The organism is Anaerovorax odorimutans, from assembly GCF_024459955.1.
In the GTDB taxonomy this organism is placed as follows: domain Bacteria; phylum Bacillota; class Clostridia; order Peptostreptococcales; family Anaerovoracaceae; genus Hominibacterium; species Hominibacterium odorimutans_A.
Map to the genome: position 1 here is coordinate 129,487 of NZ_JANFXK010000004.1, position 26,766 is coordinate 156,252.

22 protein-coding genes are annotated in these 26,766 nt (G+C 50.4%); 3 read left to right on the top strand and 19 right to left on the bottom strand.

From position 1 onward, the window contains the following. Window positions 1-224 precede the first annotated feature (224 nt). The 5 genes from glyA to NE619_RS05395 all read right to left on the bottom strand — a co-directional run bounded on the left by glyA (window position 225) and on the right by NE619_RS05395 (window position 8,856). Entirely contained in the window at window positions 225-1,475 is a 1,251-nt protein-coding gene (glyA, locus tag NE619_RS05375; protein ID WP_256131345.1) for a serine hydroxymethyltransferase, read from the bottom strand. Window positions 1,476-1,837: 362 nt separating this feature from the next. After that, window positions 1,838-3,403 carry a PucR family transcriptional regulator gene (locus NE619_RS05380; RefSeq protein ID WP_256131346.1) on the bottom strand — a complete coding sequence of 522 codons (1,566 nt, stop codon included), beginning with the start codon at window positions 3,401-3,403 and terminating at the stop codon, window positions 1,838-1,840. Further along, window positions 3,404-5,587, bottom strand: coding sequence for an ATP-dependent zinc metalloprotease FtsH (ftsH, locus tag NE619_RS05385; protein WP_305146580.1), 2,184 nt, complete (start codon window positions 5,585-5,587; stop codon window positions 3,404-3,406). Window positions 5,588-5,660: 73 nt separating this feature from the next. Continuing rightward, window positions 5,661-7,067, bottom strand: a complete 1,407-nt coding sequence (gene tilS / locus NE619_RS05390) for a tRNA lysidine(34) synthetase TilS (RefSeq protein WP_256131347.1) — start codon at window positions 7,065-7,067, stop codon at window positions 5,661-5,663. A 19-nt stretch (window positions 7,068-7,086) separates the two neighbouring features. Beyond that, on the bottom strand, window positions 7,087-8,856 hold the full coding sequence (locus NE619_RS05395; protein ID WP_256131348.1) for a SpoIIE family protein phosphatase: 1,770 nt from the start codon (window positions 8,854-8,856) through the stop codon (window positions 7,087-7,089). A 121-nt stretch (window positions 8,857-8,977) separates the two neighbouring features. On the opposite strand from NE619_RS05395, the gene NE619_RS05400 reads away from it, so the two are divergent. Next, window positions 8,978-9,364, top strand: coding sequence for a hypothetical protein (locus NE619_RS05400; protein WP_256131349.1), 387 nt, complete (start codon window positions 8,978-8,980; stop codon window positions 9,362-9,364). Window positions 9,365-9,556: 192 nt separating this feature from the next. Here NE619_RS05400 and NE619_RS05405 read toward each other — a convergent pair whose 3' ends face one another. The 3 genes from NE619_RS05405 to metG all read right to left on the bottom strand — a co-directional run bounded on the left by NE619_RS05405 (window position 9,557) and on the right by metG (window position 13,394). Continuing rightward, a complete protein-coding gene (locus NE619_RS05405; RefSeq protein ID WP_256131350.1) occupies window positions 9,557-10,378 on the bottom strand; it encodes a TatD family hydrolase in 822 nt (273 codons plus the stop codon). A 17-nt stretch (window positions 10,379-10,395) separates the two neighbouring features. Next, window positions 10,396-11,379 (bottom strand): hypothetical protein, encoded by a 984-nt coding sequence (locus NE619_RS05410; RefSeq protein WP_256131351.1) that lies wholly within the window; start codon window positions 11,377-11,379, stop codon window positions 10,396-10,398. 80 nt (window positions 11,380-11,459) lie between these two features. After that, window positions 11,460-13,394, bottom strand: coding sequence for a methionine--tRNA ligase (gene metG / locus NE619_RS05415; protein ID WP_256131352.1), 1,935 nt, complete (start codon window positions 13,392-13,394; stop codon window positions 11,460-11,462). Between the two features lie 339 nt (window positions 13,395-13,733). Here metG and NE619_RS05420 point away from each other — a divergent pair, with 339 nt between their 5' ends. After that, window positions 13,734-14,285, top strand: a complete 552-nt coding sequence (locus tag NE619_RS05420; protein WP_256131353.1) for a DUF3793 family protein — start codon at window positions 13,734-13,736, stop codon at window positions 14,283-14,285. A gap of 545 nt (window positions 14,286-14,830) precedes the next feature. Here the strand turns inward: NE619_RS05420 and NE619_RS05425 are convergent. Both NE619_RS05425 and NE619_RS05430 read right to left on the bottom strand, forming a co-directional pair. Next, complete coding sequence (locus NE619_RS05425; protein WP_256131354.1) at window positions 14,831-15,637, bottom strand: undecaprenyl-diphosphate phosphatase; 807 nt, start codon at window positions 15,635-15,637, stop codon at window positions 14,831-14,833. 22 nt (window positions 15,638-15,659) lie between these two features. Beyond that, window positions 15,660-16,832, bottom strand: coding sequence for a phosphoribosylaminoimidazolecarboxamide formyltransferase (locus NE619_RS05430; RefSeq protein WP_256131355.1), 1,173 nt, complete (start codon window positions 16,830-16,832; stop codon window positions 15,660-15,662). A 160-nt stretch (window positions 16,833-16,992) separates the two neighbouring features. Here NE619_RS05430 and trhA point away from each other — a divergent pair, with 160 nt between their 5' ends. Next, window positions 16,993-17,622, top strand: a complete 630-nt coding sequence (gene trhA, locus NE619_RS05435; RefSeq protein ID WP_256131356.1) for a PAQR family membrane homeostasis protein TrhA — start codon at window positions 16,993-16,995, stop codon at window positions 17,620-17,622. On the opposite strand, the gene NE619_RS05440 is transcribed toward trhA, so the two are convergent. From NE619_RS05440 to purF, 9 genes are all read right to left on the bottom strand, one after another. Further along, a complete protein-coding gene (locus NE619_RS05440; RefSeq protein ID WP_256131357.1) occupies window positions 17,611-17,862 on the bottom strand; it encodes a hypothetical protein in 252 nt (83 codons plus the stop codon). The genes trhA and NE619_RS05440 overlap by 12 nt on opposite strands. A gap of 189 nt (window positions 17,863-18,051) precedes the next feature. Then, the gene (locus tag NE619_RS05445; protein ID WP_256131358.1) at window positions 18,052-18,645 is read right to left on the bottom strand and encodes a recombinase family protein; all 594 of its coding nucleotides are present in this window, start codon (window positions 18,643-18,645) and stop codon (window positions 18,052-18,054) included. A gap of 129 nt (window positions 18,646-18,774) precedes the next feature. Continuing rightward, window positions 18,775-19,389 carry an AAA family ATPase gene (locus NE619_RS05450; RefSeq protein ID WP_256131359.1) on the bottom strand — a complete coding sequence of 205 codons (615 nt, stop codon included), beginning with the start codon at window positions 19,387-19,389 and terminating at the stop codon, window positions 18,775-18,777. 30 nt (window positions 19,390-19,419) lie between these two features. Next, window positions 19,420-20,712: a phosphoribosylamine--glycine ligase gene (purD, locus tag NE619_RS05455; protein ID WP_256131360.1), complete on the bottom strand. Its 1,293-nt coding sequence runs from the start codon at window positions 20,710-20,712 to the stop codon at window positions 19,420-19,422. A 15-nt stretch (window positions 20,713-20,727) separates the two neighbouring features. Next, a complete protein-coding gene (purH, locus tag NE619_RS05460) occupies window positions 20,728-22,263 on the bottom strand; it encodes a bifunctional phosphoribosylaminoimidazolecarboxamide formyltransferase/IMP cyclohydrolase (RefSeq protein ID WP_256131361.1) in 1,536 nt (511 codons plus the stop codon). A 6-nt stretch (window positions 22,264-22,269) separates the two neighbouring features. Continuing rightward, a complete protein-coding gene (locus NE619_RS05465; protein WP_256131362.1) occupies window positions 22,270-23,688 on the bottom strand; it encodes an amidophosphoribosyltransferase in 1,419 nt (472 codons plus the stop codon). Then, the gene (gene purN / locus NE619_RS05470) at window positions 23,676-24,269 is read right to left on the bottom strand and encodes a phosphoribosylglycinamide formyltransferase (RefSeq protein WP_256131363.1); all 594 of its coding nucleotides are present in this window, start codon (window positions 24,267-24,269) and stop codon (window positions 23,676-23,678) included. The genes NE619_RS05465 and purN overlap by 13 nt, the downstream gene beginning before the upstream one ends. Beyond that, window positions 24,270-25,310, bottom strand: a complete 1,041-nt coding sequence (gene purM / locus NE619_RS05475; RefSeq protein WP_256131402.1) for a phosphoribosylformylglycinamidine cyclo-ligase — start codon at window positions 25,308-25,310, stop codon at window positions 24,270-24,272. Beyond that, a complete protein-coding gene (purF, locus tag NE619_RS05480) occupies window positions 25,307-26,758 on the bottom strand; it encodes an amidophosphoribosyltransferase (RefSeq protein WP_256131364.1) in 1,452 nt (483 codons plus the stop codon). Before purF ends, purM begins: the two co-directional genes overlap by 4 nt. Window positions 26,759-26,766 lie beyond the last annotated feature (8 nt).

Consider the following 26,766-nt stretch of genomic DNA (forward strand, 5'->3'; position numbering starts at 1 on the left):
CCACTCCTTTTTATCGTTTGGCTGAGAATCGCTCACCAAAAACGCAGGTCCGGTAACTTTTCCTATTTTTTTCGAAAAGTTACGCATTTTTCAACGATCCTGCGGCCTTCCGAACGGCTGATAGCACAAATTGTCGTTTTTCACGATTTCGAACACCCGCAAACCCACATCTTTGCGTAACTTTTCCTGATTTTTTCGAAAAGTTACCGCGGCCCGCAAATATACTATTTCTGAATCGTATGCAGCGGATACTTTTCGCAAAGCTCCTTTACGATTGCTTTTGCCTGTTCCATGGCCTGTGGATCGTCAGGGTTGTCCAAAACAAGGGCCATAGCCTCTACGGTTTTGGCAACATCCTCTTCCTTGAAACCTCTGCTGGTCATGGCAGGGGTTCCCAGTCTCAGGCCGCTGGTAACGAAGGGGCTCTGCGGGTCGTTGGGAACAGAGTTCTTGTTGGTAGTAATATTGGCTTCGTCCAGCAGGTTTTCCGCCCGCTTTCCGGTCAGATTTTTATTGACCAGGTTCACCAGAACCAGATGGTTGTCCGTTCCGCCGGAAACCAGGTTAAATCCTTTTTCAATCAGTGCTTTGGCCAGCGCCTGGGCATTGTCGATCACCTGCTGCTGGTATACTTTGAATTCAGGTTCAGCCGCTTCCTTAAAGCATACGGCTTTTGCTGCGATAATGTGCATCAGAGGGCCTCCCTGGGTTCCCGGGAAGATTGCCTTATCGATGGCTTTCGCATATTTTTCTTTGCACAGGATCAGTCCGCCCCTCGGACCGCGCAGGGTCTTGTGGGTCGTGCTGGTAACGATATCCGCGTATTCCATCGGATTTGGATGATGCCCCGTTGCCACCAGACCGGCGATATGCGCCATATCCACCATCAGGATAGCGCCCACTTCATCGGCGATCTCCCTGAACTTATCGGTTTCAATAGTTCTCGGATAGGCCGATGCTCCCGCTACAATAAGTTTTGGTTTATGTTTCAGAGCCAGCTCTCTTACATTATCAAAGTCTATTTTCTCCGTTTCCGGGTTCAGTCCATACGCCACAAAGTTATAAGATTTTCCTGAAATATTGACCGGGGAACCGTGGGACAAGTGTCCGCCGTTGGAAAGATCCATGCCCAGAACGGTATCTCCATATTCCAGCACCGCCTGATATACGGCTGTGTTGGCATTGGCGCCGCAGTGAGGCTGCACGTTGGCATGATCGGCTCCAAAGAGCGCTTTTGCCCGTTCAATGGCCATCGCTTCCACTTCGTCTACGAATTCGCAGCCGCCGTAATAACGTTTTCCCGGATAGCCTTCTGCGTATTTATTTGTCAGGGCACTGCCCGCCGCTTCCATGATCTCGTAATTTACAAAGTTTTCCGATGCGATCATCTCAATCTTCGTTTCCTGCCTGCCGATCTCGCGTTTGATAGCTGCGCTGATCTCCGGATCAGCCTTGTCCAAGTAATTAAAATACATTCTGTGTTCTCCTTTTTATACAATATAAGATGCGCGCCATACCGCGCTTTCTTCGCTATTCTGTACTTTACGGCAGCGCCGTACAAGTCGGGGGCGAAGCCCTTTTTATCAATATACATATTTATTCAACACCGGAGTCATTTTAGCTTTGTTGTTGATGTATTTCCAAGGTTTGCGGCCTCTGTTCCTGTTCAAAGCCGCATATTGATCAAAATTTTATGCGCTCGCACAGTGTATCCTTGAAAAAAACTCAACAAGAACCTGATTTACCCCGGGGTGTTGATGAAAATCGCGATTTATCTTTTGGGCCGGTTTTCGTATGAGCCAATTCCCACAGCAAAGCCGATCCAAAATAAAACAGCTTAGCTAACCACCCGCTCAAGGCGTTTCAGGGCCAGAGCAATCGTCAGCCCCGGGATGACCCGGTTGCCGGTGATTTCCACTCCCAGCACGTCGTTGATCCGTTTCAGCCTGTACTGAACGGTGTTGGTATGAATCCCCATAAATTCAGCGGTTTTACCGCTGTTCATCCCGGCATCCAGCACAAAGGTTTCCAGGGTATCCAGCAGCTGCTTGCCTTTGTTTTCGCCGGCGCCTTTAAATGGCTCCAAAAGCTCCATATAATTTTTTTTGACGTAACCGCCCTGCAGCTGAATATTGATACAGTTGCTAACCAGGGCCAATTCGTATTTCGTGAAAACCCGCTTGTATGGAAATACGTTCTGGACAAAGGACCAGCTCTCGCTGATCAGGCGGTAGGCGTCTCCCGCGCCCTCAATGCCGTCCAGTCCCGTGACATGAAAAATACGAACAGTTTTATCCTCTTTCAGCTTATTGAACAGCTTAACACAGCTGCCCTTTCCGTCGATATCCACATCCGGATCATCCCGGTCAATGAGAATCATTCCGTAAGTCTCATCGCCCTCACTGATCTTCATGATATTCAGGCCCTCTTGTTTTTCAAATTCCGTGAGGATTCCCTGATTGATCCCTTTGGCAAAGAACACGCTGAGAATATCGTCGCCGTCTATGCCGGCCTCGTCCTTGAGGGTATACGCCAAACTCTTGTTACCCCGCATGAGCGCCTTAATAAACTCGGCCCTGGCATCCCGCTCAGGCGTGTATTTCCACATGCCCATGGCCAGCTCGATGATTTCCGCCAGCTTGGTTATTTCACCGGCGGAATAGGAATCTTCATTGTCCACGATGAACATAAAGTATTTATCATTGTTGATGGTAACGGGTCCCCAGTAGGTCAGGACGCCGTTGACATCGATCATGGTATAAACTTCCGATTGTTTTTCCACTTCCCGTTCTTTCCCCAGGCGAATCGCCTCTGCGATGGTCGCCTTGTGGCGGGTTTCCACGGAGAGAATCGGGTTGAAATCTTCGCTGAGAAGAATCAGCTGAAAATCATTATTGATGGCAGCCTCTCTGACTGCGGACTGAAAGTTGCTGTGTTTCTCAAAATTCAACAGATGGAAGATCGTGTTACTGATAAGCCGATTGCTGAAATTGTCGCTGTAAAGGACCTTTTCCATGATCTGTGTGATGACATGGGAATAGTGGACACGGCTGTCCTTTGGCATGACAATCAAAGGCAGTCCTGCCGATTCCGCGGCTTCAATGACCTTTTTATCCAGAGCCTGCACCACTGCGCCCACATAGAACACAACCAGCGCCGCGTGGCCGTCGGAGGCCACCTGCTTCACAATCTGGCATTGCTGAGAAACATCGTTTCTGACTGCGAAGAATCCGGTCAGAAGCAGCTCGCCTTTATCATCCGCATAGGCTTTCACCTCGTTGGGCGCCGTAGCCTCCAGAACCGAGACCGCTTTTACATCGTTTCCCAGCCCTGCTTTTCCCGCGACTACCTTCGCGCCTTTAAAAGCTCTTAATTCCAGGCAATCCTTTACTGTAACTTTCATCTATTTTTCCTCTTTATCTTCCTCCGAAGCCTTTTTCCTTTTTTCCTCTGCTTCTTCGTCGTCCGTCTCTTCCTCTGACGTTTCGTCTATTTCCTCATCGTCGTCCGCAAAATAGTCTTCGTCATATTTCGCCAGCTCTTCTTCACTGGGCATATCGTCGTCCGGATCTTCTTCATCTTCGCCGTCCGTTACCCAGTTCTTTTCTTCTTCTTTATCCAGAATCATATTGTTGAGCGCTTCTTCCGCCTCTCTGGCCTCGCGCTCTTCCTGCTCTCTCAGTAATCTGGCGGCTTCTTCTGCTTCGGCTGCGTTCTTTTCGCGGCGTTCGTCCTCCTTGGCCAGCACATCGTCCGCCAGCTCCTGGGCCGTCATTTTACCGCTGTACAAAAGCTCGAACTGCTCGCCGTCCAGCGTCTCGATCTCCAGCAGGGCTTCCGCCACTGTATTGAGTTTGTCAAGGTGTTCGGTCAGAATCGCCTTAGCCTCTTCAAAGCAGGCTTCCACGATGTTTTTAACTTCTTCGTCGATTTCAGACGCCGTCTCCTCCGAATAGTTCTGTCTGGTGGAAAAATCCTTTCCAAGGAAGACTTCATCGGATGAGCTGTAGTTAACCGGGCCCAGCTTATCGCTGAATCCGTACTTGGTTACCATGTCTTTGGCGATCTCCGTGGCCCGCATAATGTCATTGCTGGCTCCGGTGCTGATGTCGTCCAGGGTCAGCATTTCCGCCACACGGCCGCCCAGGAGATGGATAATCTGCTCCCGCATGGTCGTTTTGGTACCGTAATATTTATCTTCCTTCGGCAGAATCATGGTGAATCCGCCGGCACGTCCTCTGGGAACGATGGTAATCTGGTGTACCGGGTCTGTCTTTGGCAGTGAGTGGGCGACTACCGCATGGCCCGCTTCGTGGAACGCGGTCAGCTTTCGCTCTTCCTCGCTGATTACCCGGCTCTTCTTTTCCGGACCGGCGATTACTTTTGTAATAGCCTCCTCGATTTCGTCCATACGGATCTTGAGTCCGTTTCTCCTGGCGGTCAGAAGCGCCGCCTCGTTGAGCATATTTTCAATGTCCGCAGGGGTAAATCCCGGCGTCCGTCTTGCCAGGACCTTCGGGTCCACTTCGTCAGCCAGCGGCTTGTTCCTCGAGTGCACTTTGAAGATCTCTTCTCTTCCTTTGATATCCGGCACGCCGATCACAACCTGACGGTCGAATCTTCCCGGTCTCAGGAGCGCCGGGTCCAGAATGTCCGGCCGGTTGGTGGCAGCCAGAATAATGATGCCCATATTCTCTCCGAATCCGTCCATTTCAACCAGCAGCTGGTTCAGCGTCTGCTCTCGTTCATCGTGGCCGCCGCCCAGGCCCGCGCCTCTCTTACGGCCTACGGCGTCAATCTCGTCGATGAAGATGATGCACGGCGAATTTTTCTTGGCCTGTTCGAACAGATCCCTTACTCTGGAAGCGCCGACGCCGACGAACATTTCCACAAAATCGGAACCGCTGATGGTAAAGAAAGGAACCCCTGCTTCGCCGGCAGCGGCTTTGGAGATGTATGTCTTACCTGTTCCCGGAGGGCCAACAAGCAGAATGCCCTTTGGTATCCTTGCGCCCAGGCTGTTGTATTTCTTAGGATTCCGCAGAAAATCAACGACCTCCTGCAGCTCTTCTTTCTCTTCATCCAGGCCAGCCACGTCCTTAAAGGTGACTTTTCGCAGATCGCTGTCCTTCTGCAGCTTGGCCTTGCTCTTTCCGAAGGACATGGCCTTGCCTCCTCCTCCGCTCTGATTCATAATGATAAAGAAGAAGAATACCAGCGCACCGATCATAATCAGCGTCGGCAGCAGGGTTATAAAGATCGATTCTTTATGCGGCTCATCCGTCTTATACTTCAGCGTCTTGGCGTCAATCTGCGGATAAACGTATTTTTCATTGAACCACTGCAGGTCGATGGCGTTGGATGCGTATGCGTATACCTGCTGATCGTCCTTCAGCGTGGCGCTGATCTTGGTCTCGGTGATGTTGATCTCCGAAATCTGGCTGTCAGCCGCGTATTCAGCCATTGTGGAAAAAGAAACTTCCTTTTCCGCATCCTTGTCGGAACCGCTGCTGTAGAACCATGCCATAGCCAGTACCAGCCCGAAGATGATCAGGTAAATTCCTATATTTTTCGATAACCTTTTCAAATTTCCGTCCTCCCGTGTCGGTATTTTTATCTAAAATTTTGTTCTAATATCCAAAATTGGGTATGTCATTTTATCACATTTCACAAATAATTTCAAGCACAAGGACCATTTTTGTTGATGAATCCAATTTATATTTTTCACTGTAACGATGGGATTTAAAATCCGTTTTTCCATCGGCTATGATCCACAGTATTTCACTGCCAATGGCTGCCAGAGGTACGCTTTCCCGGTCCTCTTTCGGCACCTTCCTATCCACGAAGAAGTCCTGAAGCTTCTTGCGTCCGTTTTTTAGGCGAATATAATCGCCCGGCCTTCTTTTCCTCAGCTCTATCCCCGGAGCCTCTCCATGCGCCATACAAATCTTCTCCCAGTCAAAAGCAGCCGCACCGGGTGGAAGAGCCCGACCCGCACGCACAACCTCCGTCCGCAATCCCAGGGCGCCAGTTTCCTGCCAACTGTCCGTTTCATTGGCAGCCGCCGGTTCTTTATAGAAGCGAACCTCGTCATAACCGATGGTCATTCGGTAGCCGCCGGGGAAATCCAGCGTTTTAGAGGTTTCTCCCCCTAGCAAAAGCTGATCCGCTGCCGCCAGATGCCGCTCTGTGATATCCTGGTCCAGACCGCAGTCCGCGAAGGCTTTTCGCAAAACCCGGTGGCGGATAGCCGCGTCCAGCCCTTTCAGCCCTTCCAGTTCCAGAACTCCAGGCTTTATCATAATCTCTTTATATGACTGCTGTGTGATTTTCCAGAGATATTCTTTATCTTCCCCGGCAATTTTCGCCAGCCGCACCAATGCGCCTTCGATATTCCCGTTGAAATGCTCCTCCAAATATGGTATCAATTGCAGTCTCACTTTATTCCTGGTATAGATCGGCTGTAAATTGGTTTCATCAATCCTTGGGTTGAGCTTATGGTCATGGCAATAGGTCTCGATCTCCTGCCGCTTTACATCAAGCAGGGGCCGTATAATGGCAAAATCGCCTTCCCTGCGCAGGTAGGCCATTCCTGCAAGCCCATCGGGGCCGGTCCCCCGCAAAAGCCGCAGCAGCACGGTTTCCGCCTGGTCATTGGCGTTCTGTGCCACAGCGATCTTTATTTTCTCCGCCGGTATTCCGCTTTGCACCAGCTTTTGACCCATTTTATCGAAGGCTTCATAGCGCACCTTGCGGCCCGCCTCCTCGCCGGTCATTCCCAATTCTCCGGCCAGCTGCAGGCAGTCGCGGACAACGGTTTCACAGGGGATGCCTTCCCTGCCGCACAGCTCTTCCACATAAGCCTGGTCCTCCTCGGCCGCGCCGGGACGAAACTTGTGGTTCACATGGACTGCGTACAAAGAAAATCCCAGCTCCGCGCTGAGGGTTTTCAGAACATGAAAAAGGCACACTGAATCAGGGCCTCCGGAAAGGCCTATGACAATGTGCTCTCCTCTTTGTATTAAATTATGCCGAAAAATCGTTTTTTTAATCTTTTCTCTGACCATGGGATCAGTATACCATAGATCAACTGACTCTTACAGACAAAACCGTCAAGTCGTCTTTTTCTTTCAAACCGTAGTTTTCCACGGCCCGGTTCATGATTAAATCGCACATGGTCTGGGGGTCCCTGGATTTGATTTCGTCGATCGTCTCCTGGAGCCACTCCATGGAAAGATCCTCTCTTTTGGAATCGGTGACGCCGTCGGAGATCATAATGACCTGGTCCCCCGGATTCAGATGCACCGTCACATAGTCGATCTTCAGTCCGTCCACGATGCCCATAGGCATGGCCGAAACCTTCACGGTCTCTACGGAGTTTTTCCGTTTGATGAATGTCGTCGCCGCGCCGATCTTGTAAAATTTCATTTTTCCTGTCTTTTTATTGAATATCCCCAGGTCAATGGTGGAAAATATCTCATTTTCCGCATTGAGAAGGAGGATGGAGTTGAGCAGCTTCAGCACCAGTTCCACTTCCAGGCCCGCTTTCAGCAGCTTGATTACCGTGGTCACTGCCAGGCTGCTTTCCGTTGCCGCAGTCTTTCCGTTGCCCATCCCATCGCTGAGGACAATGGCGAATTTTCCGCCCGGCAGTTCCTCCCACATATAACTGTCGCCGGAAATTCCCCGGTCTTTGGCATAACCGGCCCAGGCCGGCTCAGCAGTAAATCGTGCCGGACCTTCTTTATTTTTATGACTGATTTCTCTGATGGTATGGTCCATAATTCTGGACATGGCTTTAAATTGGTGGGACATGAGGATACGATTGTTTTCCTGCGAAACAAAAAGGGAAGACAGGTCATCAAAATTTTTTTGAACCCGCTCCAAATAGGCGGCCGCTTCCGCGTTTTTTCGTTTTTCCTTATAGGTGCCGCAGCGCAGGAACGCGCAGAGAGCCGTGTCCAGCCGAAAAACCCATTTCTGCGGCAGAAACGCAAGAACCGCCCCCGCCGAAAGGGGGCCGTAAAAGGGCAGCGCCAGATTGACGGAAAGGTCCATCGTCCCCGCTCCCATGGTGACAGCCGCAAAGCACAGGGCCGCCACAATTTTATTCTGTCCCCTTGAAAATCCTGCTGTGAGCCCTCCCAGCGCCAGAATGAAGACTGCTCCGAACGCTTCGCCGCTAAGAATCAGGAAAACACCCGAAACAAAAGCTGCCAAAAGCCCCTCCATGGTCCCCAGCAGGTATCCTGCAAAAAGCGTCACCAGCATGGCCGCCGGCAGCAATATCCAGGAAAACCCCGTCCCGGAAACAACCAGCATGATTGCGGAAATCAGGGCAAGCAGCCCTCCCGCTATGCCGCTCTTAGGTTCCTTTTTTTCAAGCAGCTGCAGGAATATCTCAAATATTCCGCACAGCACTGCCACAAAACAGCCCTCAAGGAGAAGATCCGCCATGGAAATCCGATATGTAAATCCCGCGGCAATATAATAGACGCTCCTTGCAATTACCGTGATGGACCCTGCGATGATGGATTTTTGCCATGCTGCAAAACGGATTTTAGCGGTACACAGAAAAACCAGCGCGCATCCGCACAGTGCGCCCACATCCCCCCAAATGGAGATCCCACTGCTGTAAAACGTTCCCAGTCCGATGAGCATAACCGGAAGCAGATAAAAGTTCAGGGTGTAAAACGAAAGCAGCACCGTAAGCAACGCAATCCCTGCCGGAAACGTTTCCCCCATAAAACAGGCTCTGCTGACCAGAAAGCTGAATATGACCACAGCCGCCACAGACCATATATTAATATCCCCTTTTTCTTTGCCGATCACCGGTCTTTTCGATATAAGTTCCATTACAGACTCCTCCTTTTGTACAAGCCTGTCCGTATTATACCTCTGCCCAATATTTTCCTTTGTCGAAATGGGAAAGGAAAGACCGGTTTTTTTACGACAAATTTCGGGAGGATGGGTGCTGATGGCCGGAAAAGATGGGTACGGGATCCCGGGAAAAAGATGGGCACGAAAGGCAGGGAAAAGGTGCCGTTTTATCAGGGAGCCGGGGTCATTTTTAGCAATATGCATATTTGCTCAACAACGGGTTCGTTTTCGCTCTGCTGTTGAAGTATTTTCAAGGGTCTGCAGTCTTTGTTCCTGTTCAAAGCCGCATATTGAGCAAATTTCCGTACCCGCACCCTCCAGAGCCTTGAAAAAAGCTCAACAAGCATTTAATTTTTCGCTGCGTGTTGATAAAAATAGCAAATTACCCTTTGCACAGAAGCTTTCTAAGGACAGAGGTTTTATAAATGCATGGTTTGCTGTAAAGCTTGATGCAAAACCATGTCCAACCGGTAACTTTTGCTGATTTTTTCGAAAAGTTACGCACTTTTCAACGATCCTGCGGCCTTCAAACAGGCCTGTAGCACAAATTTTCATTTTTGGCAGTCCCGGGCACCCGCAAACCCACAACTTTGCGTAACCCGACGTCAGTTTTTTAAAAAAGTTACCGCAGCTCCGAACACAATAAAAAATGGCCGCAGGTTTGCGACCAAATTCTTCAGAATGAAATATTAAAAAACCGCTTGGCGTTTTCTTTGGTGCGTTCCGCCACTTCCTCCAGCGTGAGGCCCTTGATCTCGGCAATCTTCCCTGCCGTATATTCCACGTAAGGCGGAATATTGCGCTTTCCGCGAAACGGCTCCGGCGTCAGGTAGGGGGAGTCCGTTTCCACCAGCAGCACCTCCAGCGGCAGATCCTCCACAACGCCAATCGTCTTTTTATTGTTTTTATAAGTCACCGGCCCGGCTATGGAAATCGTAGCCCCCAGCCTGACGTACTGCTTCCCCAGTTCTCTGCTGCCCGAAAAGCAATGGAGCAGGACGCGGGCGTCTCCGCTTCCGTCATAGCGGGGAGGGAACCAGCCTTTTCTCTCCTGGGAAAAAGCGCCTTCTTCCCTGAGAATGTCCATGACTTCCTGATCCGCTTCCCGGGAGTGGATGACGATGGGCATTTTCAGCTCATTGGCCAGCCTGATCTGCTGGCGGAACCAGTGTCGCTGAATGTCCCTGTCCGAATAATCGTAGTGAAAGTCCAGGCCAATCTCTCCAATGGCCTGCACCTTATCCTTTTTAGCCAGCCCCTTTATCATGGCCAGCTGAATCTCATCCATGTCCTTGGTGTCATGGGGGTGGCATCCCACCGCAGCGTAGCACCATGGCAGGCTCTGGGCATGCTTTACCGCCAGGGCCGAGCTTTCCAGGTTAAAGCCGATGTCCATGACATAGTCCAGTTTGGATGCCTCAATTTTCTCAATGAGCGCCTGGCGCTCCTCCTCCGTGAAGGATTCATTATTTATGTGCGCATGTGAATCAAACAACATTTTCCTATTCCTCCGCTTTATTTCTCTCCGGCCCAGCTGTACTCGTAATACTGCCCGCCGAAATACAGATAGATCTGCACTCCGCCGCTCTTCCACTCCTTCGGAACCTCAGCCACCGCATGGAGCAGCTGGCTTTCCCCAGGTTTGAGAAAGGCCAGGTCCTTCATATTTTTACCGTCTTTCGTTTCCGTAGCGATGTAGCCGTAAGCCGTTTTATTATCTTTATTCGCCGAAATTCCAATGAAATTCGTGTCCCGGCATTTCTTGCTCTGCTGGTTTTCCGCCTGGATCTGAACATCCAGCAAAACGGTACCTGTTTTCTTTGGAGTGTAATAGGTATACCCGTCATATTTGGATGCCTTCGTAGGCTCAACTTTTTTACCGGTGCTGACCTTTTTCAGGGTCATTTTTCCATAGCCGTCGGCTGTAACAGTCTTTCCCTTTTCCAGCGGCACGGTCACAGCCACAGCTTTATTCGTATCCATATCCAGGTGATAAATGTCCTCACCCTCATAGCTGCTGTTGGTAAAGGTCATTTCCATGCTGGCTTTTCCCCTTGTGCTTTGCTCCCCGTCCATGAGAATATATACGGTTCCCTCCTGACCGGGCTCGATGGCGTCTCTCGTTGAAAGCAGCGTATTGTTCTCGGTCAGCAGCATAGTCTGATAAGTATCGTATTCCTTTTCTCCCTGCTTGAGAATCGACGTCACGAAATTCTGCATCTTGATTTTGTCCTTTGAGAGATTTTTTACCTTTGCTACCAGCGCCACATAAGCTGGATCTTCCAGTTCACCGTTGTAAACCCATCCGCTTTCATTGCCTGTGGGAGCGTACATTTCGTCCCCTGTCGCCAGGACATTTATCGGGGTAAATTCAATATAATCTTCCAATACCGTCTTTTCGCCCAGCTTCATGGAAATATCCTCCGCTCCGCAGGCGGACAGCGCGAGGGCTGCCAAAACTGCCAGCGCAAGCAGTAAGGCAATACTTTTCTTTTTCATTTCTATGCTCCTTTGAAAAAAGCGGACCGCCAAAGCAGCCCGCCTGAAACTTACCTGAAACTTACAAGATCAAACGTGTTTTATGTCACCGGGTTTCCGTCATCCGCTGCCGTTGTTACAAACTCAAAGGTCTCTTTTCCATCAACCTCATTATCAGCAAAGAGGATCATGCCCTTCGATTCCAGGCCTCTGAGCTTTCGAGGCTTGAGGTTGGCCACGATGACCACTTTTCTGCCAACGCAGTCTTCCGGCTTATGGTAGTCGGCTACACCTGATATGATCTGCCGCCTCTCCGTTCCCATTTTAACCTGGAATACCAGCAGCTTGTCGGCCTTCGGATGCTTTTCGCAGGAAAGGATCGTTCCCACCCGCAGATCCAGCTTGTCAAAATCGTCGTATACGATTTCATCCTTCAATTCCAGAGGAATGTTCTCTTCTTCGCCGCCGCCCTTGAGGGCTTCCAGCTCTTCCAGTTCCTTTTCAATGTCCAGTCTCGGGAAAATGGCCTTGCCCTTTTTCACCTGCTCGCCCTGCATCATATCAAAGGTGAAAGCGTCCTCCCAGGCAACGTCCGCGTACCACAGTCCCAGCTGCTTTCTGATCTCTGCTGAGGTGGTGTGCATGAACGGATAGATCAGGATCGATACGATCCGCAGCGCTTCCGCCAGGTTGTGGAGCACCGTGTCAAGGCGAGGCTTGTCCGCCTCGTTTTTAGCCAGGATCCATGGCGTGTTTTCATCAATATATTTATTGGCGCGTCTTACGACGATCCAGATTTCCTCCAGAGCCAGATTGAATTCAAACCGGTCCATGTGGGCTTCCACTTTGTCCGCAGCTGAAACAGCAATGGATTTGAGATCCTTGTCGGTTTCATCCTCCGGCGCAGTGCTTTCCGGCACATAGCTACCGTTGTATTTTTCAATCATGGAAACCGTTCTGGATACCAGATTGCCCAGGTCGTTGGCCAGATCGTAGTTCATCCTCTTGAGCATCACTTCATTGGTAAAAATGCCATCCTGTCCGAAGGTATATTCTCTCAGAAGAAAATATTTGAGAGCGTCGATTCCGTAGCGTTCGATCAGCTTTACCGGGTCCACCACATTGCCCTTGGACTTGGACATCTTGCCGCCTTCCAGCAGCAGCCATCCGTGACCCCTTACCTGCTTCGGAAGCGGCAGTTCCAGGGACATGAGCATTGCCGGCCAGATGACCGTGTGGAAACGCACGATTTCTTTGCCAACCAGGTGAACGTCTACCGGCCAGTATTCGTTGTAAAGCTCCGGATCATCCGGGTAGCCCAGGGCCGTGATATAGTTGGTGAGCGCGTCCAGCCATACATAGATGACATGCTTCTCATCGATCGGCACGGGAATTCCCCAGTCAAAGGTGGATCTGGAAATGCACAGATCCTCCAACCCCTGTTTTACGAAGGAAATCATTTCGTTTCTTCTGCTGTCCGGCTGCAGGAATTCCGGGTTGTTTTCAAACAAGTCCAGAAGCCTGTCCTGATATTTGGAAAGACGGAAGAAATATGCCTCTTCCTTTGCTTTCTCCACCGGGCGTCCGCAGTCCGGGCATTTTCCGTCTACCAGCTGGCTCTCTGTCCAGAAGGATTCGCAAGGCGTGCAGTACATGCCCTCGTATTCTCCTTTATAGATGTCGCCCTTTTCATAAAGCTGCGTGAATATTTTCTGAACCCGCTCCACGTGACGCGGTTCCGTGGTTCTGATAAAGTCATCGTTGGAAATCTCCATAGTCTTCCACAGGTCTTTGATGCCGTCCACGATTTTGTCCACGTATTCCTGAGGGGATACGCCCTGCTCTTTCGCTATGGTCTGGATCTTCTGTCCGTGTTCGTCCGTACCTGTCAGAAACCGTACATCATAGCCCGACAGCCGCTTGAAGCGCGCCATGGCATCTGCCATTACGGTACAATAGGTATGTCCTATATGAAGGTTGGAACTCGGATAGTAGATAGGCGTTGTAATATAATATTTGCCTTTTTTCTCTGTCATTTTCAAATCATTCCTTTCTTACGCCAGCCGCAAATGAGCGGCAGCAGTGTAACGCATGGAGACTTTACCCCATACGCCCGGGCAGATCCGTCCCCGCAGCGAAGCCGCAGTCAATGGATGGAGGTGCTATTCATTAGAATATCACGGTTGGGGTACACCCGTCAATGAAGGCAAAAATCTTTTTTAAAAAAAGTGTTGACAGATCCGTGCGTCCATAGTATACTTTTGGTTAGTTAAAGCTAACCAATTATTGAACAAGTCGCTGCAGGGAATTGCTAGATTCCTTATTTTTTACCTCATTGGTTAGCAATAACTAACTTTCAGGATCAGGAGGAACTCATGTTAGATAAGCATCTGGTTGCCCATTGCTCGCCAACACTGGCCGGACTGAAAAGTGCCAACATATTCAATTACTCTTTTAAATCAATAAAACTTTTAGAGCAGCAGCTGGAACTTCTCCGCGCCGATCTTCGTCCAAAAGGCGTATCCCTCCGTGTGCTGCGCAGATCAGGAAAACGTGCTCTGATCTATGTGTACCGCAGCGCCAGGGTCCAGGAAGAATTACAAAGACAGGGTGTTTTGGACTTCCTTTCAAACTATGGCTATGAAACGGACCGACTCGAAGTTTGTTTGCAATATCTCAGCGTGCGAATATCTTCTCACTTAGAATTTCCTCACGAGATCGGTCTGTTTCTCGGCTACCCTCTCGATGATGTCAAGGGCTTCATCGAAAACAAAGGAAGGAACAGCCGCTGCTGCGGCTGCTGGAAGGTCTACTGCAATGAATGTGAAGCGCAAAAACTTTTTGACCGATTCGAAAAATGCAGAGCTATTTATTGGAATCTGTTCAACCGCGGCAAGTCCGTCGTTCAACTGACGGTGGCCGCATAGCTAGTAAATAGCCATTAATAAAATCATGTAAGCGCCTGTACAGAGCAGGCGCTTGCCTCCTTTTTTGGGCAAGATCCTTGTTTGGGGCGGTATCCATAATTGTTCAACACCGCGTCCATTTCGCCTTGGTTGTTGAGGTATTTCCAAGGGTTGCGGCCGCTGCTTCTGCTCCAAGATCCCTCTTGACCCAGTTTCTACGCATTCATGTCCTGTTATCCTTGAAAAAAGATCAACAAAAGCCTGGTTTCTCGCTGCGTGTTGATGAAAATAGCAATTTGTCTTTTTTTGGCAGTTTCTCATAAGGCCATACTCGCCGCAAAACCATACCCGACCGGTAACTTTTCTCGATTTTTTCAAAAAGTTACGCATTTTTCAACGATCCTGCGGCCTCCCAAAGCGCCCGAAGCACAAACTGTCATTTTCTACGGCTCCGGGCACCCGCAAACCCACAGCTTTGCGTAACCTTGCACCGATTTGAAGAAAAAGTTACCGCCAGCAGTCCGGCTGCAACAAAAAATGGCCGCGGGTTTGCGGCCACCTTGATTTTAAAAAAACGTTTTAAATCCAAAATACCCCAGCACGATCACGCCCAGCACGATCCGATACCAGCCGAACACTTTAAAATCGTGCTTCTTAATATAATTCATCAGGAATTTGATGGCTGCCATGGAAACCAGGAAAGCCACGATCATTCCGTTAATCAGGAGCAGCGATTCTTCTCCTGTAAAGTTCATACCGAATTTAACCAGCTTGAGAAGGCTGGCGCCGAACATGACCGGGATTGCCAGAAAAAAGGTAAATTCCGCCGCCGTCGTTCTGCTGACGCCGATCATCAGTCCGCCGAGAATTGTCGCGCCTGAGCGGGAGGTTCCGGGAAATACCGCGGCGATCAACTGGAAGACCCCAATAATCAAGGCCTGTTTGTATGTGAGGTCGTCGATGCTGTTTACTTTTGGAACAGCCTTTTTATTGCGGTTTTCTATGACAATAAACAGCACACCAAAAATAATCAGCATGATTGCTACTGTCTGGTAGTTATAGAACAGCGCGTTGAGCACATCGTCCAAAAGAAGCCCCACCACTGCTGCCGGCACACAGGCCACAACGATCTTCACCCACATGATCCAGGTTTTTTTGCTGGTGGGAATGAGCCTTCTCCAATAGATGACCACTACCGCCAGAATGGCGCCCAGCTGTATGACCACCAGAAACATCTCCAGAAATTCCGGGGTTACCTTCAGCTTGATAAATTCATCCACCAGAATCATATGCCCGGTACTGCTGATGGGTAGCCATTCCGTGATCCCTTCCACAATACCGAGAACTATCGCTTTTATAATTTCAATCTCCATTTATTTTTCCCTTTCCCCTGTTTTAATGATGGAACAGCCTGAGCCCCGTAAAGGCCATGGTAATCCCGTATTTATCACACGTCTCAATAACATTGTCATCCCTGACCGAGCCGCCGGCCTGGGCTATGTATTTAACACCGCTCTTATGGGCCCGCTCAATGTTGTCACCGAATGGGAAGAAGGCGTCGGACCCCAGCGAAACTCCGTCCAGCTTTTCCAGCCAGGCTTGTTTTTCTTCTCTTGTCAGCACCTGTGGTTTTTCCGTGAAAAAGGCTTGCCAGATTCCGTCCCGCAGAACATCGTCGTAATCGTCGGAAATATACACATCGATGGTATTATCCCGATCAGCGCGCCGGATATCTTCTTTGAACGGAAGATTCAGCACCTTGGGATGCTGACGCAGAAACCAGATGTCTGCTTTGTTTCCGGCAAGACGCGTACAGTGAATCCGCGACTGCTGGCCGGCACCGATACCGATGGCCTGGCCGTCCTTGGCATAGCAGACCGAGTTGGACTGGGTATATTTCAAAGTAATCAGAGCAATCAGAAGATCCCTCTTTGCCTCTTCCGGCAGTTCCTTCTGCGCAGTAGGAATTTCGCGAAGCAGTTCTTCTGTAATGCGAGCATCGTTTCTTCCCTGCTCAAAGGTGATACCGAAGACCTCTTTTGTTTCCTGCTTGTGCGGGATGTATTGGGGGTCGATCTGAATCACCAGATAGCTGCCCTTTCTCTTGCTTTTAAGAATTTCCAGAGCTTTTTCTGAGTAGGACGGCGCGATGATTCCATCGGAGACTTCCCTTTTCAAAAACTCCGCGGTCTGCTCGTCACATTCATCCGACAGGGCTACAAAATCGCCGTAGGAGGACATGCGGTCCGCCCCTCTTGCTCTTATGTAGGCCGTCGCCATATCAGACAGCTCTACGCCTTCTACAAAATAAATCTTTTTTAAGGTCTCGTCCAGCGGCGTACATACCGCGGCGCCCGCCGGGCTGACATGCTTGAAGGACGCGGCGGCGGCCATGCCGGTGGCTTCTTTCAGCTCCTTTACCAGCTGCCAGCTGTTGAAAGCGTCCAACAAATTGATATATCCCGGCTTTCCATTGAGTATTGTAATGGGCAGCTGTCCATCCTTCATATAAATCTTCGCCGGTTTCTGGTTGGGGTTGCATCCATATTTCAGTTCCAGTTCTTTCACGTTTTATTCTCCTCTCAGCGTTGTACGCATAATTTTTAACATTCCAAGAAATATATTATCGGATATGCCCTCCAATGTCAAAAATATCTGTTGCTTTTTTTATTATAATCTGTCATACTTTAAAACATAATATTGAAAATTATATTAGGAGATATCAATTATGACAATTCGCACTTTTAAACCCAGAGAATATTGGAGCTTTTGGACCCACTTTATCGGAGCGATCCTGGCTGTTGCCGCTGCCGTACTGCTGGCTTGTTTCCGCCGGGAAGAAAACTCCTGGTCTTATGTGGTCTTTGGGCTGTCCCTCATCGCGCTCTATTCCTGCAGCAGCATCTATCACTATTCGCAGGGGTCTGAGAGCAGGGTGCGGAGGCTTCGCAAGCTGGATCACTCCATGATCTACGTTTTGATCGCCGGGACCTATACACCGATCCTGGCCAATTGTATGGAGGAAAGCCGCGGCCTTATCTGGCTGATCGCTGTCTGGAGCGTCGCCATCGTGGGAATTGTCCTGAAAGTCTGCTGGCTCAACGGCCCCCGCTGGCTGTACACTTGCCTGTATTTAATCATGGGCTGGGCGATCGTCTTTCAGATCGGGGCTCTGAATGTATCATCCGAATTTGTCTTCTGGCTGGCTGCCGGCGGAATCCTTTACTCCATTGGCGCAGTTATGTACATTATAAAAAAGCCAAACATCTTTGCGACATTTGGCTTTCATGAGATTTTCCATATATTTATCATTTTAGGCTCTATGTGCCATTTCCTGGCAATCTTCTTATTTATCTGAGCCGTCTTTACAGTAGTCCGACAGATATCTTCTTATTTCGGGTTCGGTATCAAAGCTGCAATCCTGCCCGCTGATATATGAGGCCGTGTCCCGCCAGCCCCTGCCTGTGTAAAGGTTATGGGGAATCCGATCGATTGCACGCAGAATATCGGCCTTTTTGCCGACCTGATGCAAATCGGAAAGAAAGCTGCATCCGGCTTTCTCGGCAATCTCTTCAAGCAGCAAACTGCTGTCTTCCATGGCAACCGTCACCTCCCCTGTTTTGGTCAGAAAATCAGACAAAATTCGCCAGCCATGATATACTTTTTCAGGAAGGATTTTTGCTCTATTTGCTTGAATTTTGCCTTATGTACCATGAAAACAGGGCTGGCTAAAAAAGTCTACTTTTTTTACCACAGGCCTCAGCCGTATCCGGGACGGGAGCTCGTTCTAAAGGAAGTCCTTCGCCCATTTGAAGAAGGTGTTGTGGGTTACGTTAAGCCTGCGGGCGGCTTCTCTGCCGCTGATCTGGCCCGTTCTCCACATTTCCCGCAGGAAAAAGAAATCTTCAGGAATCTGCTTCTGCGGCCTTCCAAAGCGCACGCCTCTGGCTTTGGCCGCCGCGATGCCTTCGGTCTGCCTCTGGCGGATGTTTTCCCGCTCGGTCTGGGCCACATAGCTGAGCAGCTGCAGGACGATATCGGCGATCAGAGTGCCCGTCAGATCCTTGCTGCCCTGAGTGTTGAGAAGCGGCATATCCAGCACCGTCACGTTGACCCGCTTCTCCTTGGTCAGCAGTCGCCACTGCTCCAGAATTTCCTCGTAGTTGCGTCCCAGCCGGTCAATGGATTTGACAGCCACTACATCCCCCGGTTTCAATCTGCGCAGGAGCCGTTTGTACTGGGGCCGGTTAAAATCCTTTCCGCTCTGCTTATCCAGATAGATGTGATCGGCCGGAACGGAAAATTCTCTAAGAGCGATTATCTGCCGATCTTCGTTTTGTTCCCGGGTGGATACCCTTGCGTATCCATAGAGTTGTTTCATAATCTCTCCTCTCTCCTTTTCTTTTTTTCGTTAGTATATCCAATTGAATACCGAATCAAGCATTTGCGCAAATCAAAAAGGACCGTCATCCGTCCCGACGGTCCTTTTGTTTCAATTGTTCGTTTGCCGCTATCGATCCAGCTTCAATTCCAGATAATCCTTGATGATCTTCACGATATTTTCTATGGATATGTATCCGCTGTCAATACACAGGTTGTAGTTGACCGGATCTCCCCATTTGCGGCCGGTGTGGTAATTATAGTAATTGGCACGGGCTTTATCCGTATCGTTCATGATTTTTTTAACATCCTTTTCAGGCACTCCGTATTCTTCCACCGCGCGTTTGATCTTATCCTCCGCCTCTGCGTAAATAAAGATATTGGTTGCGCCATGAATGCCGCGAAGCACATAGTCCGCACATCTTCCTACGATGACGCAGGAGCCTTCATCTGCGATTTTTCGGATCGTATCGAACTGAGCCAGGAAAAAGCGTTCATTCAGAGACAGGCTGTCCGGGCCGGAATCCCCGGTCCCAAAGGCGGAAGACAGACTGTAAAAAAAGCTGTTTTTCGCTTTCATCTCTGCCTCTTCCATCATTTCTCTGGAAAAGCCGCTTTCTTCGGCAATCCTCGAAAGGAGTTCTTTATCATAATAGGGAATCCCTAAATCGTCAGCCAGACGTCTTCCGATCAGTCTACCCCCGCTGCCAAACTCACGGCTGATGGTTATAATTTGCTTTTTCATAACGTTGCCTCCCTTGATTTATTTTTTCTATTATACCAGATTTGCGTTGATTATTCCAATATCATTTCTGTACTGCATTCCATCAAAGGAGATTCGCTTTACATTATCGAAGGCTTTTGCTCTTGCCTGCTCGTGGGTATCGCCCGTTGCCGTAACGCCCAGTACCCGGCCTCCGGAAGTTACCACCGCGCTGCGGCAGGAATTTTCATCGCACAGATGCTGGGAGGCAGTGCCGGCATGGAACACGACCACGTCTTCATCGACCTTATCCAGCCCCTTGATTTCTTTGCCCTTTTCATAGCTTCCCGGATATCCGCCGGAAGCCAGCACAACGCATACGGCCTTTTTATCGCTCCATTTGATCTCTACATCAGCCAGCTTATTTTGTGTCACTGCCAGAAAAATATCGAGCAGGTCGCTGTCCAGTCTGGCCAGCACAGACTGGGCCTCCGGGTCACCGAAGCGATTGTTGAATTCAATTACTTTGGGAGCGCCTCCGGAAATCATCAAACCGATGAAAAGAACGCCCTTAAAGTCCAGTCCATCCTCCTGAAAGCCTTTGAGGGTCGGCTCCAGAATCTCTTTTCGTATCCGTTCTTCCAGCGCTTCATCAAATACCAGGCTTGGAGAATATGTTCCCATTCCCCCTGTGTTGGGGCCTTTGTCCCCATCCAGGATTCTTTTATAGTCCTGAGCGGATTCCATGGGAACGATGGTGTTTTCATCCACAAAGCACAGCATGGACGCTTCGATTCCCGTAAGGAATTCTTCCACTACCACCTTGTCTCCGGCACTGCCAAAGACCCGGTCGCCCATCATTTCCTCAATGGCTGCCTTTGCGTCCTCTTCATTCTCAGCGATGACAACGCCCTTGCCCGCCGCCAGCCCATCGGCTTTCAGCACCATCGGATAGCCAAAGAGACCCACTGCGTCCAAAAGCTCCTGCTTGTCGGTGAATTCCTTGTATCCCGCCGTAGGGATTCTGTGTCTCTCTAAAAAGCTTTTGGTAAAGGATTTGCTGGCTTCCAGCTGAGAACATTTTTTATTTGGCCCAAAGGCAGTGATTCCCGCCTTTTCCATTTCATCCACAATTCCCATAGCCAGCGGCACTTCCGGTCCGATGACCGCCAGATCGATCTGATGATCTTTAGCAAAGGCGCGGAGGCCTTCAATATCCTCGGCCTTAATGGCAACACACTCGGCGTCCAGAGCAATTCCCGCATTGCCCGGTGCGCAATAAATTTTATCTACTTTCGGGCTCTGGGCCAGCTTCCACACGATGGCGTGTTCTCTGCCGCCGCCGCCCACAACTAATACTCTCATATGCCTCTCCTGAACTTAATGTTTGAAATGACGGACTCCGCAGAATACCATAGCGATACCCAGCTCGTTGGCCTTATCGATGGATTCCTGATCTCTCATGGAACCTCCCGGCTGGATGATGGCCGTAATTCCCGCCGCTGCCGCTGCGGTTACGCAATCGTCGAAGGGGAAGAAAGCATCCGATGCCAGCACCGCGCCTTTGAGCGAAGAGTTGGCCTGACGAATGGCGTTTTCCACTGCCCAGATACGGTTCACCTGTCCCGGTCCGATGCCTACGGTAGCCTGATCCCTGGCGATAACGATACCATTGGATTTAATGTGCTTGACAACCTTCATCGCCAGCTTCATGTCTTCCATTTCCTTTTCAGTCGGAATCCGGTCTGTCACCACCTTCAGCTCCGCTTCGTCAAAGAGTATGTCATCGGTTCCCTGTACCAGCAGGCCGCCGCTGACCTTTTTAATATCAATCTGCCCCTCCGGTCCCTTGTCGCCGATATCTTCCAGCTTGAGCAGGCGGATATTCTTTTTCTGTGTGAGGATGTCCATAGCTTCTTTGGTGAAATCCGGCGCAATGACGATCTCAATGAAGATCTTGTTGATCTCTTCCGCCGTAGGCCCGTCGATGGGACGGTTAGCCGCTACGATTCCTCCGAAAATGGAAGTCGGGTCGCAGTCGTATGCCTTTTTATAGGCGCTCAGGATATCGAATCCGGTTCCCACGCCGCATGGATTAGCATGTTTTACCGCCACTACCGTCGGCTCTGTAAATTCTTTCAGCGCTGCCAGGGCTCCGTTGGTGTCATTGATATTATTGAAAGAAAGCTCTTTGCCGTGCAGCTGCTCAGCTCTAACCAGGCTTCCGGCGGCCGGCTGAATTTCTTTATAGTAAGACGCCTTCTGGTGGGGATTTTCTCCGTAGCGCAGCTCCTGCACCTTTTCAAAGGTCAAGGTGAGGTTATCCGGCAGCTCGCCGTCGATCTGTTTTCTCAGATAATCGGAGATCATGGCGTCGTAAGCGGCCGTATGCTGGAAAACCTTCAGCGCCAGCCTGTATTTCGTGTCATAGGAAACCGTCTTGTTTTCCTTCAGCTCTTCGATGACTTTCCCGTAATCCGCAGGATCGCAAACTACAACCACGTCCCGGTGATTTTTCGCTGCCGAACGGAGCATGGTCGGTCCTCCGATATCAATATTTTCAATGGCGTCTTCCAGAGTCACGCCCGGCTTTAAGATCGTCTCCTTGAATGGATACAGATTGATGGCAACAATGTCGATCGTTTCGATGTTCAGATCCGCCAGCTGCTTCATATGATCCGGCTTGTCCCGCATAGCCAGAATTCCTCCGTGTACCGCCGGGTGGAGGGTCTTGACTCTTCCGTCCAGACATTCGGGAAACCCGGTTACTTCTGAAATACCGATCACATCTACGCCGTTGTCCGCCAGCCGCTTGTGGGTTCCTCCCGTGGAAATGATCTTTACGCCTAATTTTTCAAGTTCCTGCGCGAATTCTACGATTCCGCTCTTATCCGAAACACTAAGTAATGCTCTCATTTTTCATTATTCCTTTCCGTTCCAACAATAAGTGCAAAGGTTACAGCTGTCCACGCCAATAGCCTCTATGGTATCCTCCAGGTTCTGGAATTTCAGGCTGTCAAATTCAAGCCTGCTGCGGATTTCCTCGACCATTGCCTCATGCTTTTGGCTGTTGCTGTCCGCGTATTCCGCCAAAAGCTCTTCCGGAATTTCATCCCCTTCGATTTTTTCCAAGTGTTTAATTACCCGGCGGGTGATTAACTCCATATCGCTGACTGAGCGGGAAAAATTGAGGAATTTGCATCCGTACATGATCGGCGGACAGGCCGAGCGGACGTGGATCTCCTTGGCGCCGTTGTCAATGAGGTAGGACACGGTTTCTGAAAGCTGCGTTCCCCTTACAATGGAGTCGTCTACCAAAACGAACTTTTTATCCCGGATGATCTGGAATACAGGCACCAGCTTCATTTTGGCGATCAGATTACGGGCCTTCTGGTTCTGGGGCATAAAGCTCCGGGGCCAGGTCGGCGTATATTTAATCAATGGCCTTGCGTATGGAACCCGCGATTGATTGGCGTATCCCAGGGCATGGGCGATACCGCTGTCCGGAACACCTGCCACATAGTCCACGTCCAGATCCCCGTCTCTCTGGGCCAAAAGCTCCCCGTTGCGGTTCCGCATCAGCTCTACGTTTCTGCCTTCATAGATGGAAGTGGTGTAGCCGAAATAAGTCCACATGAACGCACAGATACGCATGCCCTCCTGCGGCTCACCGACGGTCTTCTCGCTGTCGGCAGTGAGAAAGGCGATCTCCGCCGGACCCAGTTCTCTCTGGTATTTATAGCCTACATTGATGAAAGCAAAGGATTCGGAAGCCGCACAGTAGGCCCCATCCTTTTTGCCGATAATCAGGGGAGTCCTGCCGTACTTATCCCTGGCGGCATAGAGTCCCTGCCGTGTGAGAATCAGCATGGTGAGGGAGCCGTCAATTTTGGCCTGGGCAATACGGATTCCGTCTACAATATCGCGCCCCGTGGAAACCAAAGCCGCAACCAGCTCCGTATTGTTGATGGCCCCACCGCTCATGGACATAAACTGTGTCGGACGGTCTTTCAAAAGCTCCTTCACAATTTCCTCTTTATTATTGATACGTCCCACCGTAGTGATGGCATAATCTCCCTGTCTGCTGCAGACAGTCAGCGGCTGGGGATCTCCGTCACTGATGGCGCCGATTCCCATATTGCCCTCCATCTCTTCGATGTCGCTTTCGAATTTGCTGCGAAAAGGTGAATTTTCTATATTATGAATCGAACGGTTAAAGCCGTTTTTCTGTAAAACGCACATGCCGCCGTTCTTTGTTCCTAAGTGAGAGTGGTAATCTGTTCCGAAAAACAGGTCCATTACGCAGTCCTGTTTGGAAACAAATCCAATTACTCCGCCCATTGATTGCCTCCTTCTTTCTCTGGCAGTTCTGCCATTACCTTCTTGATTCCTTCTGCTAAAATTACATGCTCTGTTTCAAGTACTCTGGCGGCCAAAGTATCCGCCGTATCGCCGGGCTTCACCGGGACCTCTCTTTGAAGGATAATCTCCCCGGTGTCTACGCCCTCGTCCACAAAATGCACGGTAGCTCCGGAAACAGATTCGCCTCCGTCCAGCACGGCCTGATGCACCCGCTTGCCGTAAAAACCCTTGCCGCAGTATTTTGGAATCAGGGACGGATGGATATTGATGATCCGCTTGCGGTAGGCATCGATCACCGCCGGTTCCAGCACCTTCATATAGCCCGCCAGCACCACCAGATCGGTCTCCGCCTCGGCCAGCTCCTGCAGCAGCCTGCCGGTCTCCTTAACCACTTTTCCCTTGATTCCGGCTTTTGCGGCCCGCTCCAGGGCATAAACCCCTTCTCTGCTGGCGATGACCTGAACGATTCTGGCGCCTTCCAGTTCCCCGCCCTGAATCTTATCGATAAGCGCCTGCAGATTGGTGCCGCCGCCGGAAACCAGCACGGAAATATTCACCATTTATTTGTCCTCCAAAATCACTTTATCGTCATCGGTTTTAACTACCTGACCGATAATGTCCGCAGTCTCGCCGGCGCCGCGCAGCGCCTTTACCACTGCGTCCGCGTCTTTGGCATCTACGATCATCATCATTCCCACACCCATGTTAAAGGTGGAAAACATTTCCGTCTTTTCAATGTTTCCGCATTTTTTAATGTAGGGGAAGATCGGCGGCACCTTCCATGTGCCGATTTTAATTTTGGCGGCCAGGCCTTCCGGCAGAATCCGCGGGATATTTTCAAAGAATCCTCCGCCTGTGATGTGGACGATTCCGTTGACTTCGTATTTGGGAAGAACCGCGTTGCAGGCATTGGCATAGATCTTGGTCGGAGTCAGCAGTGCTTCGCCCAGGCTCATGCCCAGCTCTTCCACATGGTCCCTGACGTCCATTTCCATCTTATCAAAGAAAACCTTTCTTACCAGGGAGTAGCCGTTGCTGTGGATTCCGCTGGAAGCGATTCCCACGATCACGTTCCCTTCGGCTACCTTATCTCCTGTAATGATCTTCTCTTTGTCCACCATACCTACTGAAAAACCGGCCATATCGTATTCGCCTTCGCTGTAAAAGTCCGGCATTTCCGCGGTTTCTCCACCTACAAGCGCGCTTCCCGCCTGACGGCAGCCTTCCGCGATTCCTTTCACAATGTCGGCGATCTTCTCCGCTTTTACCTTTCCCGTGGCGATGTAATCCAGGAAAAAGAGCGGCTTGGCTCCCTGACAGAGCACATCGTTGACGCACATGGCCACGCAGTCAATCCCTACGGTGTCATGCTTGTCCATGAGAAAAGCGATTTTCAGCTTTGTTCCAACTCCATCGGTGCCGGATACCAGGACCGGCTGTTTCATTGCGGCCACGTCGATCTGAAAAAGGCTGCCGAAGCTGCCCAGACCTGTGAGAACATTCTCATTAAAGGTCCTTTTCACATGATCTTTCATCAGGGATACCGCCCGTTCGCCTTCCTTTGTATCTACACCCGCATCCTTGTAGGTCAGTTTTTTCATATCATCCATGGTTCATCCTCCAGTTCCATGTCCAGTTCCGGCAGCCTTATGGGATACTCTCCCGTAAAGCAGGCCGTACATACCTTATCTTCACCCATTCCAATGGCTTTCAGCATACCTTCCACGCTGAGATAGCCCAGAGAATCCGCACCGGTCTTTCTGCGGATCTCTTCCACGGAATGGGCTGCTGCAATCAGTTTACTCTTATCAGGCGTATCGATTCCGAAAAAGCAGGGGTCGGTGACCGGTGGAGACGCCACTCGCAGGTGAACCTCTCTGGCACCGGCGTCTTTGAGCATTTGGACGATTTTGCCGCTGGTGGTTCCCCGTACTACCGAGTCATCCACCATGATGATCCTCTTGCCCTCCACGTTATCCTTGAGCACATTTAGCTTGAGCTTTACGGAAAGCTCGCGCATCCGCTGGTCCGGCTGAATGAAAGTCCTTCCCACATAGCGGTTTTTAATCAGTCCTTCTCCATAGGGAATTCCCGATTCCTCCGCATAGCCGATGGCGGCCACCGTCCCTGAATCGGGAACGGAAATGACCATGTCCGCCGCTACGGGACATTCTCTTGCCAGGATCCTGCCGCATTCGCTCCGGGCCGTATAAACGCCGATCTTGTCCAGCCTGCTGTCCGGCCTTGAAAAATAAACGTATTCAAAAGCGCAGGACGCCCGTCTCTCCCGGGGCCCATAGCTGAAGGATTTCAGCTCTCCCTTTTCAATCACAATCATTTCACCCGGCGCCACGTCCCGCAGGAGCTGTGCTCCCAGTACCGGGAAAACGCAGCTTTCCGACGCCAGCACAAAACCCTCGTCATTCCTGCCGATGCATAAGGGCCGTATTCCGTTGGGGTCCCGCACGCCGATCAGCTTATCGCCCGCAGTGATAACCAGGGCATAACCGCCCCGGATCACATCCAGCGTTTTAGTAACTGCTTCTTCAATTGTCCCTTCATTTCCGTATCTGGCAATGAGGGCCGCGATCACTTCCGAATCAATACCTGTCTGAAATTTGACGCCGTCATCCTGCAGGTTCTTGCGCAGGATATGGGCGTTCACTAAATTTCCGTTATGGGCCAGCGCTACCGCTCCGCCTCTGTAATAGGCCACCAGAGGCATGGCGTTGACGGCATGGCTTTCACCCGCCGTAGAATAGCGCACATGGCCGATGGCAATATCCCCCTGCAGCCGTCCGATGATCTCATCGTTAAAGATCTCCTGGACCAGGCCCATGTCCTTATAATACCGGATTTTTCCGCCCCTGTTGGAAGCAATTCCCGCGCTCTCCTGTCCCCTGTGCTGCAGAGCGTGCAATCCGAAATAGACGCCGCGGGCAATGTCTTCTTTTCCCGGAGCATATACGCCTACGACGCCGCATTCGTCATGAAACTTCTCATCCTCGAGCAGTCTGTCCAGCCGATATTCTGTTTTTCTCTCTTTCATCCCTTTTC